Source organism: Actinocrispum wychmicini (assembly GCF_004345645.1).
Lineage (GTDB): Bacteria > Actinomycetota > Actinomycetes > Mycobacteriales > Pseudonocardiaceae > Kibdelosporangium > Kibdelosporangium wychmicini.
In genome coordinates this window covers 352105-369194 of record NZ_SLWS01000008.1, presented here as the reverse complement: position 1 = coordinate 369194, position 17090 = coordinate 352105, and the positions used below count along the sequence as shown (strand labels likewise).

The following is a 17090-nucleotide window of genomic DNA, read 5'->3' as shown; positions in this document are numbered from 1 at the left end:
CGGAGAGGAATCCCATGTTCAAGGTCGCTTGCCTGCGGTTCGGCGTTCTCGGCCCGCTGACCGTCGTGAACAGGGACGGCGCACCGGTCGCCCTGCGCGGCAGCCGGCTACCGGCCCTGTTGACCGAACTGCTGTTCAACGCCAACAAAGCGGTGTCGTTCGGCCGGCTGGTCGAGGTGTTGTGGGGTGACGAGCCACCCAAGTCGTACGTGTCCAATCTGCACACTTACGTCTCGCGGCTGCGGGAGCGGCTCGATGGCGTGCCGATCGACCTGGTCGCGGGCGGCTACCGGATCAGCTTGGACACAGCGGACCTGGACCTCCTCGTGTTCCGCGCGGAGACCGAAGCCGGCCGAGCGGCAGCCGCCCCCACCCTCGCGGCCGCCCACTTCCGCCGCGCGCTGGACCAGTGGCGCGGCACCGACTTCGCCCAACCCCACCTGGAACTGGAAGCGGTCAGGCTGGAAGCAGAACGGATCATGGTGGTGGAAGAGTGGGTGGACGCCGAACTGGCCGCCGGCCGAGCAACAGCGGTGATCGGCGAACTCACCACCTACGTACGCGAATACCCCTTACGAGAACGATTCGCCGCCCAACTGATGGTGGCCCTTGCCCGAGCCGGCCGCCGAGCCGAAGCCCTGACCGTCTACCACCAAACCCGAACCGAACTGATCGACCAACTAGGCATCGAACCCGGCCCCCTCCTCCGCCGAATCCAATCCGAAGTACTCGCCACCTGACCCCTGCCTACAACGCCCACCTTCTTGCTGAGCCTGATGACGCGAGCACCGTCGCCGCCGGTTCATCCAGTTCGTCCGGCCCGGGCCGCCACGGTGCTGACCGCTCGGTACGGACCGCTCGGCGCGGACCTTTTGTTGCCGCGTAGCACTTTGCTCGTCTTTCGTTTCCTGGCAAGGACCTTCTCGCTCGCTGCTGAGCCCACCTTCGGCCGATCTTCCCGCTTGATCCGGGGAGCGGCGCGAGCCTTTCGCTCGCTTCTCGGTTCAGCGTCGTCCTCATCTGTCCCTTCAGGATTAGATCCTTATCGTTAGGACTGCCAGCCTTGCCCCTGACTGGCTAGGTTCTCGCTTGGCGCCGGTTGTTCTTCGCTGTCGCAGTAGTTTCTTGTTGCCGGCTGCGGACTTCCTGGGTGCAAAAGATTGTTCGCTCGCCGCTCGGGCAGGCCGCCAAGAGGGAGTCTGTTGTCGTATTTTGCTGGTGTGGTTGGGGTGTTTGGTCGTGGCGTCTCCCTCCCGTGTGGCCTGCCCAAGGGAATCGCATCTGTCAGGTGGGGTCCAGCTTGGTCTTCCGGTCCGTATCGCACCCAGCCGTGTTGGGTCTCGTAGGCGGACCTCCGGTTGGGTTCCGTGGGTGTGGACCCCACCTGCCAGATGCGATTGGCTGCGCCCAGGCCACACGGGAGGGAGTCACCACTCTAGGATAGTTGCGTTGCGCGGGCACGCGCTTCTCCGATGGCTCTTAAGTTCTATTGTTCGCCGACAGCTGAATGCTTTGCATTCCAGCATGTCTACCTTGTTGTTTGCTAGAATTGTTGCATGGTAACCACAGCGCCTCTTTGGCAGGCCAGCGATTCTGAGCTGGTCGATGCCTACTCCGCTGTGGTACAACGCCGTCGGCAACTGTATGCCGAAGAGCTCCGGCTCTTGGCTGAGATGGAGAGTCGTGGCGTCGCCACCAAACTTGGGTACAGCAACACCTCCGCGCTGTTGATGCACACCGCGCGGCTCAGTCGGGCCGAAGCTCGGCATCGGCTCGCCCAGGCTCAGGATCTGCATGCCATGACGACACCGACCGGATCGGTGATCGAGCCGGTGTTGCCGCAGACCGCCGAAGCGTTGGCGCGTGGCGAAGTTGGGTCCGAGCACGTGGACGTTATTCGCAAGACCTTGGCGAATCTGCCGCACCTGGATGCCGAGCAGCGGGCCACCGCCGAGCAAGTGATGCTCACCCGCGCCGCTGAGGACGACCCGAAAGCCTTGACCCGGTTCGGCACCCGAGTCCGAGACATTGTCGACCCGGATGGGCCACCGCCTCGGGAGGAGCAGCCAGCGCGGCCAGCGCGGATGTTGCGTCGGCACATCCGCCGGGACGGCACCATGGAGTTCAAAGGTCACCTGGACCTCGAATCGGCGCAACTGTTCGAGAACCTGTTGAAGCCGTTCGAGAAGCCGCACACGGAAGGCGGCGACACCCGAGGGTATGCCGAGCGAGCTGGGGACGCTTTCGCGGATGTGCTGCGGATGGCGGCGAACTGTCCGGAGTTGCCCACCCAGAATGGTGTGCGGACTGAAGTTGCGGTTACCATCTCGTTTGAGGAACTGCAGCGGGCGTTGGATGATGTTGTGTTGTCGGGTGACCGGCGGATGAGCGCCAGTGAAGCGCGACGGATCGCTTGCGATGCCCATGTACTGCCAGCTGTGTTGGGTGGGGACTCGAAGCCGTTGGATGTGGCGGTTCCCGCCTACACTACCCCGGCGCACATTCGACGGGGGCTTTACTTGCGGGACAAAGGATGTTCGTTCCCCAGCTGCGAACGACCGGCCAGCGTGTGTGACGCCCACCACGTCGTCCCGTGGGCGCAGGGTGGACCGACCAAATTGGACAACTTGGCGTCATTGTGTCCGAGTCACCACCGACTGATCCACAACAGTGCATGGACAGTCGAGATGGTTGACGGTAGACCGTGGTTCACACCACCGGCCTATGTGGACCCGTCACAGAGACCGAGACGCAACGAACTACATGCCCCACTTCCTCGCACAGCAGCCTGAAACCATTGGACTGTACGAAGAAGCGCGTGCCCGCGCAGCAAACCTGGCCCGAGTGGTGTCTCCCTCCCGTGTGGCCTGGGCGGAGCCAATCGCATCTGCCAGGTGGGGTCCACACCCACGGAACCCAAGGGAGGTCCGCCTACGAGACCCGACCCGGCTGGGTGCGATACGGACCGGAAGACCAAGCTGGACTCCACCTGGCAGATGCGTTTCCCTTGGGCAGGCCACACGGGAGGGAGGCGCCGCGACCAAACAACCTAACCACAGCAGCAAAACCCGACAAGGGACTCCCTCTTGGCGGCCTGCCCGAGCGGCGAGCGAACAATCTTTTGCAGCGCGGAAGCCTAACCTACAGCCACGACCCGATTGTGACGATAGACGTATGCGAAACCCAAACTGCACAAGGCAACCAGCGCACCGGCAAGGGGAAGCCAAGCCACACCTGGGTCGATCAAGATCAGACCGCCGAAAGCGGAGCCGAGCGCGCCGCCGAGGTAGATGGCTGAGCCGTTGAGGCCGAGTGCCACTGTGGGGGCGTCTGGGGCTATGGCGAAGAGTCTGTGCTGTTGCGGGACCATTATCATGCCTGCGAACGTGCCGACGGCGGCGACGACCAGGATGGTGCCCACCAGTGTTTGGGCGCCGACTGTCAGTAGGGCCATTCCTAGGCCCATTCCGGCGAGGGAGATCATTCGCACTCGGTCTGTGCCGAATCTGTCTGTCCAGCGGCCGGACATGTTGTTGCCGGCGACTTGGCCGATGCCGTAGCCCACCAGGACCCACGAGAGCACTGTGCCGGTCGCTGAGGGTGCGACCACCAATGGCAGGTAGACGAACACTGTGAAGGCGGCGCTGATGCCCAGGACCGTCACCAGGAGCACCTTCAGGACCGCTGGGCGGACCAGCACTGACAGGCGGACTTTGAGGGTGACCGCAGGGACACGGACTGAGGGGAGCGACGGCATTGCCAACGCGCCTAACAGGGATATCCCGCCGATTGCCCACATCACTGCGCGCCAGCCCAGGTCGTGCGCGAAGAACACGCCGATGGGCACTCCCAGGACCATGGATACGCTCATGCCGCCGGCCACCGTTGCCAACGCGCGGCCGCGTCGGGCGTCGGAGGCCAGTGCGCCGGCGACGACGTAGGCGTTCGCTTGGAAGGCGGCGGCTCCCACGGCCGCGAGGATTCTGGAGAGCACCATTGTGGTGTAGTCGGCCGCGAGCGCTTGGCCCGCCATGCCGACCGTGAACAGGGCCAGGCCCCCGGCCAACAGCGTCCTACGGTCCCACCTTCCCGTCGCCGCGGCGATCAGCGGGGAGGCGATCGCGTAGGTCAGGGCGAAGCTGGTGGTCAGCTGTCCGGCTGCGGACTCGGATACCCGCAGGTCGTGGGCGATCACTGGGAGCAGGCCGTTCAGGACGAAGCCGTCGGTGCCCACGATGAACGTGCCGATGGCGAGGACGACAAGTATGTTGGTCGACAGCCGATCGTTTGATGGACGTCGAATAGTCATGGTGGGTATCCTGGAGGAACCCTTCGACCGTTGTCAAACAATCTAAGGATGAGGGAGGCTTGGTGACCCGCCTACTGCCGCAGCCCAGCCGGGGCGACATCGACATCGTGACGGTGCTGCACGCGCTCGCGGACCCGGTGCGGCTCGAGCTGATCCGGGACCTGAGCGTGGCGAGCACCCCGAAGACGTGCTCGTTGTCCGGCTACGAACTGGAGATCACCGCGCCGACGCTGTCGCACCACTGGCGGGTGCTGCGCGAGTCCGGGCTGACGAGCACCGTGGTCGACGGCCGGACTCGGTGGGTCGAACTGCGCCGGGACGACATCGAGGCCCGCTTCCCCGGCCTGCTCACCGCCGTCCTGGCGGACATGGTCACAACCGCGACACGAGCCGGGCGTAACGAGTGCCCGCGGCCAGGAGAATGAGGCCGGCGCACAGGAACGCTGCCACCCGCGCCATCCCGTCCAACGCGGACAGGTCGAACAGCACGAGCTTCAGCACCGCGGCGCCGACGAGCACCAACCCGACCACGCGCAGCGCACGGACCGCGATTCCCTTGAGCAGCAACATAAGCGCGGCAACGGTCCACGACACCGTGATGACCACGTGCCCCAGCAGGAACCCGGACCGGTCCGGCTCGATCAGCAACGCCGCGGACAGCACGAACCCGGCGGCGCCGTACAACGCCGCGGCGCCGGCGAACAGCCACGGCGCCAGGGCCTTCGACGCCGGTTCGAGCACGCCCATGGCCGTCGCCACCCACGGCAGCGCCACCGCGACCGCCACCACCAGCAAAGACGAGAACAACGAAGCCACCAGGCCACTCGGGGCCGAGGTGGGCTCGACGACCAGAAAGGTCGGCGGAACGTCCTTGACGAACGCCAGAGCCGCCCCGGCCGCGCCGAATCCCACCGCACCCCACAACGTGGGCTGGTCCCTCAACGCCAGCGCGAGCACCGCGAGCAACACAGCCGCGCCCATGAGCGCCACCGACCGCGCGGACCCGTCGAACGCCGTGGCCGTCGCCTGAAACGCTGACACGAGCGTCCCGATCGCGGCAGCGTTCTTCATCGGTGTGATCACCCACACGCACAACATCACCGCCGCCGCGGCACCCGCGACCGCCACAGCCTGCCATTTGGGCAGGAACAGCGCCGAGAACAGCACGGGTGCCGCCGCCCACACCAACAGGCCGAGCGCGACCTGGTCGTTCCCCCCTCGCCTGCTGGAGATCACGGCCAGCACCGCGCCGACGACAAGCGCGGCCAGTGCCACGAACGCGCTCGGCAGCGGGTCCACGACGTGCGTCCGCGCGGTCGTGATCATGGACGCGACAAGCGGCGCCGAGCCGCCCACGAGCGCCACCGACGGCCAGGTTTTCCGCAGCTGCACAGGTGTTGTGGCAATCTGCAACATCAGCAGGAACGTCACCAGTTCCGGCGTGAAGCCCTCGGTGATGAACGGCGCGAGCGCCGCGCAGCCGATCACCACGGCGGTTCCCAGCATGGGCGAGTCCCAACGCGCCGCCAACAGCAGCCCGCCGACCGCCACGGCGAGTCCCACCACCAGCCCGCCCCATTCCGGCAGGTAATGGAACAGTGTCGTGGCCGCGATCGTGTCGAGATACAACGCGGCGACTCCGGTGGCGGCCAAGGCGAACGCACCCGAACGCCCGTACGGCGAGCGGTACGCCCACAGGCCACTGCCGACCAGCGCCGCACCGAGCACGGCCCCGCCGAGCACCCGACCGGGCGGGCCCAACCATCCACGTTGGACCGCGAGAACGAGCAACAGGACAACGCCCAGCAACGTCACCACGCCGCCCACCCACGCCAGCAGCCGGCTGCCCGCGCCGTCCCGACCGAGCCGTTCCATCAGCGACGGACCACGCGGCGGCGGAACGTACGCCTGATAACCAGGCGGCGGCAACACCGGCGGCGGCGCCGGGTAGGTCACCGGCGTGGGCCGGGCGATCGGCCTGGTCAGCTCGTCCTGGGTGTACGAGCGCAGTTCGGCGCTGATCAGCTCCAACCGGCGGCCGAGCTGGGCGACCTCGTCGGCCAGGCGGTGTAACGCGTCCATGCGCACAGGGTGCTGACGTTGTTCATGGCGCGTATCCGTAACACTACTCAATTGTCTGTCACGATTCGGCGCTGCCCGATCGGGCAGCCGTTACCCGACCGGGTAGTGATCCACTGTGGACGGGGACGGTCCGTGCGCCGACCGAATCCGAATCGCAACCTGTTCGTCGGTATCACCGCTAACAGATCGCGCTCTTTTCCGTATCACGTCAATGTGGCGCCTTTTTCGTCATGGCCGTCGCATCAGGTCGATTGTAGATGAGGGAGACATGGACACGATCTTGTTGCCGGGCAACACCGAGCCAACCGGTATGGGTTGGCTGCCGGACCGCCCCGATGTTCGGGACCTGACGCACGAGTCGCCCGAGGTCCGTGATGTGCTCAAGGGTTCCGCCTCGAAGTCGTTGCAGCGGCTGGGGAGCGCGGAGGCGGCGGACAGTGGCGTGCCGGCGTCGGTGGACCTGCGGCAGTACTTCTCGCCCGTGGAGGACCAGGGACAGCTCGGCTCGTGCACGGCCAACGCCGCGTGCGGCATGGTCGAGTACTACCAGCGCCGGTCGTTCGGCAAGTACGCCGACATGTCCCGGCTGTTCGTCTACAAGGTGACGCGCCAGTTCCTCGGCCTCACCGGGGACACAGGTGCATACCTGCGCAGTGTCATGGGCGCGCTGGCGCTGTTCGGCGCCCCGCCGGAGAAGTACTGGCCGTACGACGTCTCGAAGTTCGAGGACGACCCGCCCGCGTTCGCCTTCGCGTTCGCGCAGAACTACCAGGCGTTGAAGTACTTCCGGCTGGACCCGGCCGGCCAGTCCGCCGACCAGACGCTGACCACGGTCAAGACGAACCTGGCCGCGGGGGTACCGGCGATCTTCGGGTTCACGGTGTACGCGTCGATCCAGAAGCCGAAGAAGCCGGGCGAGATCCCGTTCCCGGCCAAGGGCGAGAACGTCCTGGGTGGACACGCCATCTGCGCCGCGGGCTACGACGACGCCAAGAAGATCACCAACCCGACCGACAACAAGACCGCCACCGGCGCGTTCCTGATCCGCAACTCGTGGGGCACCACGTGGGGCGAGCAGGGGTACGGCTGGCTGCCGTACGAGTACGTGACCCAGAGCCTCGCCGAGGACTGGTGGGCGATGACGTCGGCCGAATGGGTGGACTCGTCCGCGTTCGACGAGGGGTGAGCGCCACCGCGCGTTGACGGGTGAACGCCCGGGTCGTTACCGTCCCGGGCGTTCACTCGTGAACATAGTTCACATACACGAACAGCGAGGTGTGTGTATGTCCCTGCGCGCGCTCCTTCTTCCCTTGCTCCTCGTGGCTTCGGCGCTGGCTGTCCCGTCGGTGTCCGCCGCTCCCCTCGTCCGTCCGGTGACCAGCCTGAACAGCGCCTGGAAGTTCCTCCGCAGCGACGCCACCGGCGCGCAGGCGCCCGGGTTCGACGACTCGGCGTGGTCGTCGGTGACCGTCCCGCACACCTGGAACGCCCAGGACGGCCAGGACGGCGGCAACAACTACTACCGTGGCGTCGGCTGGTACCGCAGGCACGTCACGCCGTCGGCCTCGCTGGCCGGCAAACGGCTCTGGCTGCAGTTCGACGGCGTCAACACGGTCGCCGACGTGTGGGTGAACGGCACCAAGCTCGGCACCCACCAGGGCGGCTACGCCACGTTCCGGTTCGACGCGACCGCCACGCTCAAACTCGGCCAGGACAACGTCGTCGCGGTCCGCGTGACCAACGCGGCCAACCCGGACGTCCCGCCCCTGTCCGCGGACTTCACGTTCTTCGGCGGCATCTACCGGGACGTCACGCTGGTGGCCGTGGACCCGTTGTCGGTTCGGATGGGCGACTTCGGCGGGCCCGGCGTGTATCTCACCGAACGGTCCGTGTCCGCGGACTCGGCCAGCGTAGACGTCACGACCAAAGCGTGGAACAACTATCCGGACACGCGTCAGGCGCAGGTCCGCGCGACCGTGACCGACGCGTCCGGTGCGGTCGTGACCACCACAACGGCGGCGACCCGTTCGGTGGCCGCCGCGACCGGCTTCGACACTGTCCAAAATGTTCTGATAACCGAGCCGCGTCGCTGGCAGGGCAAGGCGGATCCGTATCTGTACCACGTGACCGTGGAGATCCTGGACGCCGGCCGGGTCACCGACTCGGTCACCCAGCCGCTCGGCCTTCGATCGGCCACTGTGGACGCCGCCAGTGGGTTCTCCCTCAACGGCCAGCACTTGGGCCTGCATGGCGTGAACGCCCACCAGGACCGGCTGAACGAGGGCTCGGCGGTGTCGCCGGCACAGCGCGTCCAGGACTTCGACCTGATGGACGAGATGGGCGTGAACGCGCTGCGAACCGCGCACTACCAGCAGGCCCAAGTGGTTTACGACCTGGCCGACCAACGCGGCTACGCGGTGTGGGTGGAGATCCCGTTGGTGAACCGCGTGACGGACAGCGCGGCCTTCCGTGCCAACGCGCAGCAGCAGCTGTCCGAGCTGATCCGCCAGAACTACAACCACCCGTCGATCTTCTTCTGGGGCATCGGCAACGAGCAGGCCAACGACGACCCGGTCACGAACGCGCTGCTCACCCAGCTCAACAGCCAGGTGCATGCCGAGGACCCGACCCGGCTGTCGACGTACGCCAACAACAAGGGCGACACTGTCGGCCTGGCCAACCACACCGACGTCATCGGGTACAACAAGTACTTCGGCTGGTACTCGTCCGGCACCGGCCCCGGCTCATGGGCGGACGCGTTGCACGCCAAGGACCCGGCGCGGAAGATCGGGATCAGCGAGTACGGCGCCGGCGGCAGCGTGAACCAGCATCAGGAGCCGCCGCGGCAACCGGTGACGACGTCGACCTTCCATCCCGAGGAATACCAGAACCTGTTGCACGAGAACAGCTGGAAGCAGATCGCGGCCCGGCCGTACCTGTGGGGCACGTTCGTGTGGAACATGTTCGACTTCGCCTCCGACGGCCGCGCCGAGGGCGACACCCCGGGCCGCAACGACAAGGGCCTGGTCACGTACGACCGCGGCACCCGCAAGGACGCCTTCTACTGGTACAAGGCGAACTGGACCGACACGTCGTTCGCGTACATCACGAGCCGAACGTGGACCCAGCGGACGGTCGCGGCGACGACCGTGAAGGTGTACGGCACCGCGGACTCGATGACCCTGTCCCTGAACAGCAAGGTGGTCGCCACGAAGACGTCCGCCGACCACATCTACACCTGGCCGGTCACGCTGGTCAGCGGCAGCAACACGGTGTCGGTGACCGGGACGAGGAACGGAACGACGGTCACGGACTCGGTGACGTGGACGCTGGGTTAGCCCGCACGATCGCCACGTTGATCGTGCGGGTGAGCTGCTCGTAGGGGGCTCTGTGGTCGTCGCTGAAGAACACCGCCAGCGGCGTCCACACCCCCACGACGAAGAACGACAGCACGATCCCGACCAGGATCAGCAGCCGTTCCGGGTGGTCGGCGATGGCCCACACGTCCACCGACAGCGCCAGCCACGCCAGCCAGAGCGGCGACAGGAGCACCGCGTACCGCACCAGCAGCGCCAACGGCCCTGCCCGGCGGCCGTTGGTTCGCTCGACGCGTAGCAGCATCGCCCGTTTGCCCAACGTGGACCCGGTCAGCGCCGGGTTGAGCACGAACCACACCAGGCCGACTGTGATCACCGGCAGCCCCTGGTGCTCGGTGGGCTGGTCGAACAGCCGCAGCAGGCCGAAGCTGAACGCGAGGAGCAGGGCGAACCCGGCCAGGTCGGCGGCGAGCGCGAACAGCCGCCGGGTGACGGTGACCTTGTCGGCGTACCGCTCCAGGTCCCGTTTCGGCGCCAGCTCGGGCAGGATCCGGCGCAACGGCCCGCCGAGCAGGGCGCCGACGAACGCGCCCGCGGTGTTGAGGATCAGGTCGTCCACGCTGAACAGCCGGTACGCGCACGGGTAGATGAACCACAGCCCGGTCAGCTGGGTGAGTTCGAAGAACAGGGACGCGCCGAAGCCGACGGCCGTGGTGGCCACGATCCCCAGCTTGGTGGTGTACCGCAGCAGGATGCCCAGCGGGAGCAGCAGGATCACGTTGAGGGCGGTCGACCACAGCACGCCGTTGTGCAGGATGCCTGTCAGGCTCCAGTCGCCTCGGGCGCGCTGCCGGATGATGTCGACGAACTCGAACGGCCGGAGCTGGGGTGTGCTGGCGTAGTGGTGGGCCGTGCAGTACGCGCCGCCGTCGCGGGGCAGCGGGATGATCGTCTGGAGGAACGCGGCCAGCAGGTAGAACAGGAACGAGTAGAAGACCACGGCGGTCCAGCCGCCCGCCCGGCCCCGCCGCCGGTAGCTCACCACCGCCACGGGCACCATCACCACCAGCACGACCAGCGGAAACACCCACAGCGCGGTGGCAACGGGCAACAGGAAGGTCTCGACCACGGGGAACTTATACCCCACCGGGCGTCAAGTGATGCGGATCACAACACTGCCGGGTGGTCGGACTCAACAAATGACGGGTGTTCGACAGTTTCCCCACCGCACTCGACGTCGGCTGAAAGGAGTGGCGGTGCCGGACGGTTTCGACCAGTTCGTGGGCGATCGCCTCGATCGGCTCCTGCGGTACGCCACCGCGATGTCCTGCGACCGCTACCTGGCGCAGGACATCGTGCAGGAGGTACTGCTGCGGGCCCAGCGCAGGTGGGACAGGATCGCGGCGATGGACGCGCCCTACCTGTACGTCCAGCGGATGGTCACCAACGAGTACCTGTCCTGGCGTCGCCGGCGGGCCGCCAGGGACATCGCGTCCGCGCCCGGGGTGATGGAGGCGCTGACACCCCCGGTCGGCGACCCCGCGACACGGCACGCCGAGCGTGACGCCATGCGGGCCCGGATCGCGGTGCTCCCCCGCAAACAGCGCGCGGCGATCGTGCTGCGCTACTACGAGGACCGGACGGACGCCGAGATCGGGACCGTCCTCAACTGCTCGGAATCGACCGTACGAAGCCACATTTCCCGCGCGCTGACAGCGTTGCGCGCGGCCAGCCGTGCCATGGAGGTGCTGTGAACGACGAGCTTCTGATCCGTGAGGCGGTGGCGGAGGAGGCGAACCAGGCGGTCGATTCCAGCGCCGTCCTGGCTGTGCTCCGCTCCGGCCGCCGGCCACAGCGTCGCCGCACGGGGATGCTGGTGGCCGTCGCCGGGTTCGCGGTGGCCGCGGCCGTGGTGGCGGTGGTCGTCCCGCTGTCGGCGTCCCGGGACGCCACGCCGGCGCCCCCGGCCGCGACGACGCTGCCGGCACCTGTGGCCGAGCAGAACATCCTGCTGGTGGGCATGGACGACCACGCGCTCGCCGACACCGTGCTCCTGGTCCGGCGCGGCGTCGACGGCTCGTTCCGGGCCATCTCGCTGCCTCGGGACACGTGGGTCACGGTCCCGTATCGAGGCAACACCAAGCTGAGCAAGGCCTACATCATCGGCGGCAACACCAGCGTCGATCCGCAAAAATTCGAGCCCGAGCGGGCGAAAGCGCTGGTCGACACCGTCACCGCGGTGACCGGGGTGAAGATCGACCACTTCGCCTTGGTCACCATGAGCGGGTTCAGCAAGCTGGCCTCGGACATCGGCGGCGTGGAGGTGTGCCTCAAGGCGGCGGCGAAGGACGACTTCGCGAACATCAACCTCCCCGCCGGCAGGCAGACCCTCACCGGCGACGACATCCTCGGGTTCCTCCGCCAGCGGCACGGCCTGCCCAACGGCGACCTGGACCGGATCACCCGTCAACAGGCGTTCCTGCGGGCCCTGATCGCCAAGCTGGCGACCAGCCGGAACTTCGTCAAGCTGGCCGACGCGGTCAAGGCCGACGTGCGCGTGGACCCTGCCTGGGACATCGTGCAGTTCGCCAACGAACTGGTCGCGGGCGTGCCGGTCACGGCGGCGACGATCCCGTACAAGGGCGAGGACCAGCGGGGCACGAGCGGCGAGGTGGGCTTCACCGTCGACCCGGCCGAGGTGAGCCAGTTCGCCGCGAAGTTCCTGGCCGGGAACGCCCAGCCACCGGCGGCTCCGGGCAGCGCCCAGGCCGGCGGCTCGCCGGGCGACGTGCCCTGTGTGAACTGACGAATGGGGCGCCGGAGGCGCCCCATTCCACCCACTGTCGACCTAGCGCGAACTCCCCACCTGTCCCGCGATCTCCCGCAGGACGTTTCGCCGCACCTTGCCGGTCGCCGTCCGGGGCAGGTCGGTCATCTCGATGACCCGCCGCGGCCGTTTGAAGGACGCCAACCCGTCCCGGCACCACTGGATCAGCTCGTCCTCGTCCACCTTCTCGCCTGGCGTGCCGACCACGCACGCGACCGCCCGGTCCAGGCCGTCCTCGTCGGGCACGCCGACGACGGCCACCTCCGCCACCGCGGGGTGCTCCAGCAGCCGGTTCTCCACCTCGCTCGGGGTCACCCAGATCCCGCCGGCCTTCAGCATGTCCCCGGTCCGGCCGAGGCTGCTGTACGTGCCGTCGTCGTTGCGGACGTACGTGTCCCCGGTCCGTGTCCAGTCGCCGAGGAACACCCGGCGCGACGCCGAGGTCCGGCACCAGTAGCCCGTCGCCGCCGACTCGCCTTTCACGTACAGCTCGCCGGAGACGCCGGGTTCGGTGATCAACGAGCCGTGCTCGTCCCGCAGCGCGATCTCGTATCCGGGCACGGGAACGCCCGAGGACGCCGGCCGGACCTCGCCGGGTCGGTTCGACAGGAAGATGTGCAACAGCTCGGTGGAGCCGATGCCGTCGAGGACTTCGACGCCGAACCGGTCCAGCATGCCGTGGTACATCCGGGGCGGCAGCGCCTCGCCGGCCGAGATTCCTTGCCGTACCGTGGAAAAACTGTCCGACGGCAGCTGGCTGGCGAGCACTGGACCCCAGAAGCTCGGCGTTCCGAACAGGAGCGTCACGTGCGCGTCGGCGGTCAGGCGCGCGATCAGGTCGCCCGTGGGGCGGCTCGGCTGCAGCACGGCGGCGGCGCCGACCGACAGCGGGAAGAACATCGAGTTTCCCAGGCCGTACGCGAAGAACAGCTTGGCCACGGACAGGCACCGGTCGTCCGGTCGGACGCCCAACACCTGCTGGCCGTACGTCTCGGCGACCACCCGGATGTCCTGGTGGGAGTGCATGGCCGCCTTCGGCTCACCGGTCGTTCCCGAGGTGTAGAGCCACAACGCGGGCGAGTCCGGCCAGGTCGGATACGGCGAGTCCAGCGAGCCCTGGCCGATCAGGTCCCACTCGTCGTCGAAGATCACTTCGGTCACGTCAGGCGCGTCTTCGACGGCCGTGGTGACCGCCGGGGCGTACATGCGGGAGCCGAGGACCATGCGAGCCCGCGAGTCGAGAACGAGCTTGCGCAACTCCGGTCCGGTGAGCATGGTCGAACACGGCACCGCGATCGCGCCGGCGTACATCGCGCCCAGAATGGCCGTGTACAGCTCGATTCCGTCGACCATGCACATCAGGACACGTTCTTCGGGCCGCACACCACGGGCCCGCAGGCCGGCGGCGACCGCCCGGACTTCGGCCGCCAGCTCCGCGTAGGTGAGGGTCCGGCCGGCGGTGACGACGGCGGTCCGGCCGCCGTCCTGTCTGTCCACTAAGTACTCTGCGGCGTTGAAGAGCGTCATGATGTCCTACAGATATACGTACTCGTAGTCGAACGGCTTCTGGTTGACGCCGTGCGACGGTGGTGCCACCCAGCTGGCGATCTTGCCGCGCTCGTACACCGGGTGCATCAGCGACCGGACGAACGCCAGGTCCTGGTTGGTCGGCAGCCACTTGTGCCGGCCGGCCCGCCAGGTCCCGGCGTCCACGATCGTGCCGTCCGGGGTGATGTGGTGGCCGGCGTGCATGCCGACCTGCCGGTTGAACCCCACGTGCGGCAGGGCGAAGGAGTAGCCGACCTCCGCTTCGGCCAGGATCCTGTTCCAGCGTTTGATGCCGCTCTGGCAGTCGGCGGTGTACTCGCCGCGCAGGTCCAGGTTGAGCGCCAACAAGGTCTGGACCTCGTCGCGCGACCAGGTGCCGTCCGGGTTCGGCCGGTCGACGAACGTGCTGCCGTCGGCCAGCGTGTGGTCGTCCCCGCGGCGGGTCTCCTGCCAGCGGCCCTTGAGGCCGGCGGTGTAGTAGTTGGCCGCGTTCGTGGACGTCTCACCGCCGAACAGGTCCAGGGACACGGTGTAGTGGAAGTTGATGTACTTCTGGATGACGTCCAGGGGGATGCCGCCGTGCCGCGCGATGTCCAGCGTGTCGTGCTCGCGGATCAGCTCGGCACTGCGCGCGACCACGCGGTCGACACCGGTGGTGCCGACGAACATGTGGTGCGCCTCCTCCTTGAGCATGAACTCGCACGTCCGGGACAGCGGGTCGAACGCGCTCTCCTTCAACGTGCCCAGCTGGTACTTGCCGTCCCGGTCGGTGAAATAGGTGAACATGAAGAACGCCAACCAGTCCGCGGTCTCCTCGTTGAACGCGCCGAGGATGCGGGGCGCGTCCGGGCTGCCGGAGTTGCGGACCAGCAACGCCTCCGCCTCCTCCCGGCCCTCCCGGCCGAAGTAGGCGTGCAGCAGGTAGACCATCGCCCAGAGGTGCCGGCCTTCCTCCACGTTGACCTGGAACAGGTTCCGCAGGTCGTACAGGCTGGGCGCGGTCAGCCCGAGGAGCCGTTGCTGCTCCACGGACGCCGGCTCGGTGTCCCCCTGGATCACGATCAGCCGCTGCAGGTCGGCCCGGTACTCGCCGGGCACCTGCTGCCACGCGGGATCACCCTTGTGCTCGCCGAACGCTATGCGGCGGTCAAGGTCCCGCTCGGCGAGGAAAATCCCCCACCGGTAGTCCGGTACGTTGACGTGGTCAAAATGAGCCCATCCTTCCCGTCCGACGCTCACGGCCGTCCGCAGGTAGACGCCGTGTGTTGCCAGGGTGGGGCCCATCTCGCCCCACCAGTTGAGGAACTTCGGCTGCCAGCCCTCAAGGGCGCGCTGCAACCGCCGGTCGTCCTTGAGGTTGACGTTGTTCGGGATCTTGGCGTCGTAGTCGATCCGCTCGGGCACCGCGGTCACACCCGCTTCCGGTCGAAGGCGGCCTTGCGACCGGTGCCGTACCGGCGCAACGCGCCGTCCGCACCGGACGCGTTGGGGCGGGTGAAGATCCAGTTCTGCCACGCGGTCAGCCGGCCGAAGATCTTGGTCTCCTGGGTCTCCGGGCCGACGAACCGGTGGTTGGCCTCCATCCCGGTCAGCGCGTCCGGCGACAGCGACGCGCGGGCCTCCACCGCGATCCGGATCTCGTCGTCCCAGTCCAGGTCGTCCAGTGCCTCGGTGACCAGGCCGAGATCGTCGGCCTCACGCGCGGTCAGCGGCCGGTCGACCTCCTTGCGCAGCCGGTCGAGCCGGTCGGCGTCGCGGTAGAACCGGGACTCCAGCCGGGACAGCCCGTTGCCCATCGGGAACGTGCCGAAGTTGTGCCGGGACAACGTGATCGTCGACCCTTCGTCGTCCAGGACGTACTGCCGGTCGCAGGCCAGCGCCAGTTCGAGCAGCGGCCCGGCGAAGCAGCTGCCCGGCTCGATCAGGGCGATCAGGCTGCGGCTGGTGACGTCCAGGCGTTTCAGGGTCCGCTTGTAGTAGTGCGTGATCTCGTTGGCCAGCCAGTGGTCCCGGCCGATGGCCGCGGCCTCGTGCCGCAGGACCTCGGCCGGGTCGCCCCGGGTGCAGATCAGCCAGGTGCCCAGCTCGGGCTCGTTGGTCCGCAGCCGAAGGATCAGGTCGTCCAGCTCGCGGGTCAGGGTCAGCAGCCAGTCCTCGTCGCCAGGACCGTTCACGGTGATGTCGACCGTGCGGGCCGACCGGTTGTACTTCGCCTCGACGTAGCGGTACCTGATGCCGTCCGCACCGACTTCCCGTCGCAACGGTCGCAGCCTGATGCCGTCCACGTCCGGCCGGTCACTCGCCGCGGCCAACTCGAACGCGCGCCGACGCACGTGGGCGGCGAAGTCGCGACGCGGTGCGAGTTCGTCCACCAGGTTCCACTCGACGGCGGTCCGGCCTTTGACGCCGTCGCTGCGCGTGGCGAACACGTCCGCGCGGTCCTTGCGCACCCGCCGCTTCTCCACCACCCTGGTCAGCCCGCCGGTGCCGGGCAGCACACCGAGCAACGACACCTCGGGCAGCGCGACCGTGGACGAGTTGTCGTCGACCAGGATGATCTTCTCGCAGGCCAGCGCCAGCTCGTAGCCGCCGCCGGCGCACGAACCGTTCACCGCGGCCAGGTACGTCTGGCCGGAGTGCTCGGTCGCGTCCTCCATGGCGTTGCGGGTCTCGTTGGTGAACTTGCAGAAGTTCACCTTCCACTCGTGTGACGACGAGGCCAGCATCCGGATGTTCGCGCCGGCGCAGAACACGTTGTCCTTGGCACTCGTGAGCACCACGGTCCGCACGCCGGGTTGCTCGAACCGCAGGCGCTGGACCGCGTCGTAGAGCTCGATGTCGACGCCGAGGTCGTACGAGTTCAGCTTGAGCTCGTAGCCCGGGACCAGGCCGCCCTGTTCGTCCACGGCCATCTCCAGCCAGGCCACCGGGCCGTCGACCCGCAACCGCCAGTGGCGGTAGGAGTCCGGATGCCGATCGAAGCTGACCTCGGGCATGGCCTCATTCT

The 17090-nt window shown here is 67.6% G+C and carries 13 protein-coding genes; 7 read left to right on the top strand and 6 right to left on the bottom strand.

Annotated elements, in window-relative coordinates; genetic code table 11:
- Positions 1-14 precede the first annotated feature (14 nt).
- Both EV192_RS34540 and EV192_RS34535 read left to right on the top strand, forming a co-directional pair.
- Positions 15-740 carry an AfsR/SARP family transcriptional regulator gene (locus tag EV192_RS34540; RefSeq protein ID WP_165960770.1) on the top strand — a complete coding sequence of 242 codons (726 nt, stop codon included), beginning with the start codon at positions 15-17 and terminating at the stop codon, positions 738-740.
- Positions 741-1556: 816 nt separating this feature from the next.
- Positions 1557-2792 (top strand): HNH endonuclease signature motif containing protein, encoded by a 1236-nt coding sequence (locus EV192_RS34535; protein ID WP_132122788.1) that lies wholly within the window; start codon positions 1557-1559, stop codon positions 2790-2792.
- Between the two features lie 344 nt (positions 2793-3136).
- On the opposite strand, the gene EV192_RS34530 is transcribed toward EV192_RS34535, so the two are convergent.
- On the bottom strand, positions 3137-4309 hold the full coding sequence (locus EV192_RS34530; protein ID WP_132122787.1) for an MFS transporter: 1173 nt from the start codon (positions 4307-4309) through the stop codon (positions 3137-3139).
- A 62-nt stretch (positions 4310-4371) separates the two neighbouring features.
- On the opposite strand from EV192_RS34530, the gene EV192_RS34525 reads away from it, so the two are divergent.
- On the top strand, positions 4372-4734 hold the full coding sequence (locus tag EV192_RS34525) for an ArsR/SmtB family transcription factor (protein ID WP_132122786.1): 363 nt from the start codon (positions 4372-4374) through the stop codon (positions 4732-4734).
- Here the strand turns inward: EV192_RS34525 and EV192_RS34520 are convergent.
- Complete coding sequence (locus EV192_RS34520) at positions 4682-6391, bottom strand: DUF2339 domain-containing protein (RefSeq protein WP_132122785.1); 1710 nt, start codon at positions 6389-6391, stop codon at positions 4682-4684. The genes EV192_RS34525 and EV192_RS34520 overlap by 53 nt on opposite strands.
- A 268-nt stretch (positions 6392-6659) precedes the next feature.
- On the opposite strand from EV192_RS34520, the gene EV192_RS34515 reads away from it, so the two are divergent.
- Both EV192_RS34515 and EV192_RS34510 read left to right on the top strand, forming a co-directional pair.
- A complete protein-coding gene (locus EV192_RS34515; protein WP_207926364.1) occupies positions 6660-7577 on the top strand; it encodes a C1 family peptidase in 918 nt (305 codons plus the stop codon).
- Positions 7578-7674: 97 nt separating this feature from the next.
- Positions 7675-9729, top strand: coding sequence for a glycoside hydrolase family 2 protein (locus EV192_RS34510; RefSeq protein ID WP_132122784.1), 2055 nt, complete (start codon positions 7675-7677; stop codon positions 9727-9729).
- Here EV192_RS34510 and EV192_RS34505 read toward each other — a convergent pair.
- A complete protein-coding gene (locus EV192_RS34505) occupies positions 9698-10837 on the bottom strand; it encodes a VanZ family protein (protein ID WP_132122783.1) in 1140 nt (379 codons plus the stop codon). The genes EV192_RS34510 and EV192_RS34505 overlap by 32 nt on opposite strands.
- A gap of 127 nt (positions 10838-10964) precedes the next feature.
- On the opposite strand from EV192_RS34505, the gene EV192_RS34500 reads away from it, so the two are divergent.
- Positions 10965-11462 (top strand): SigE family RNA polymerase sigma factor, encoded by a 498-nt coding sequence (locus EV192_RS34500; protein WP_243727254.1) that lies wholly within the window; start codon positions 10965-10967, stop codon positions 11460-11462.
- Complete coding sequence (locus tag EV192_RS34495; protein ID WP_132122781.1) at positions 11459-12514, top strand: LCP family protein; 1056 nt, start codon at positions 11459-11461, stop codon at positions 12512-12514. The genes EV192_RS34500 and EV192_RS34495 overlap by 4 nt, the downstream gene beginning before the upstream one ends.
- Positions 12515-12556: 42 nt before the next feature.
- Here EV192_RS34495 and EV192_RS34490 read toward each other — a convergent pair whose 3' ends face one another.
- From EV192_RS34490 to boxC, 3 genes are read right to left on the bottom strand one after another with little or no spacing between them, the layout of a single operon-like run.
- Positions 12557-14062, bottom strand: coding sequence for a benzoate-CoA ligase family protein (locus EV192_RS34490; protein WP_132122780.1), 1506 nt, complete (start codon positions 14060-14062; stop codon positions 12557-12559).
- Positions 14063-14068: 6 nt separating this feature from the next.
- The gene (gene boxB / locus EV192_RS34485) at positions 14069-15487 is read right to left on the bottom strand and encodes a benzoyl-CoA 2,3-epoxidase subunit BoxB (protein WP_132123017.1); all 1419 of its coding nucleotides are present in this window, start codon (positions 15485-15487) and stop codon (positions 14069-14071) included.
- 5 nt (positions 15488-15492) lie between these two features.
- A complete protein-coding gene (boxC, locus tag EV192_RS34480; RefSeq protein ID WP_132122779.1) occupies positions 15493-17079 on the bottom strand; it encodes a 2,3-epoxybenzoyl-CoA dihydrolase in 1587 nt (528 codons plus the stop codon).
- Positions 17080-17090: the final 11 nt, after the last annotated feature.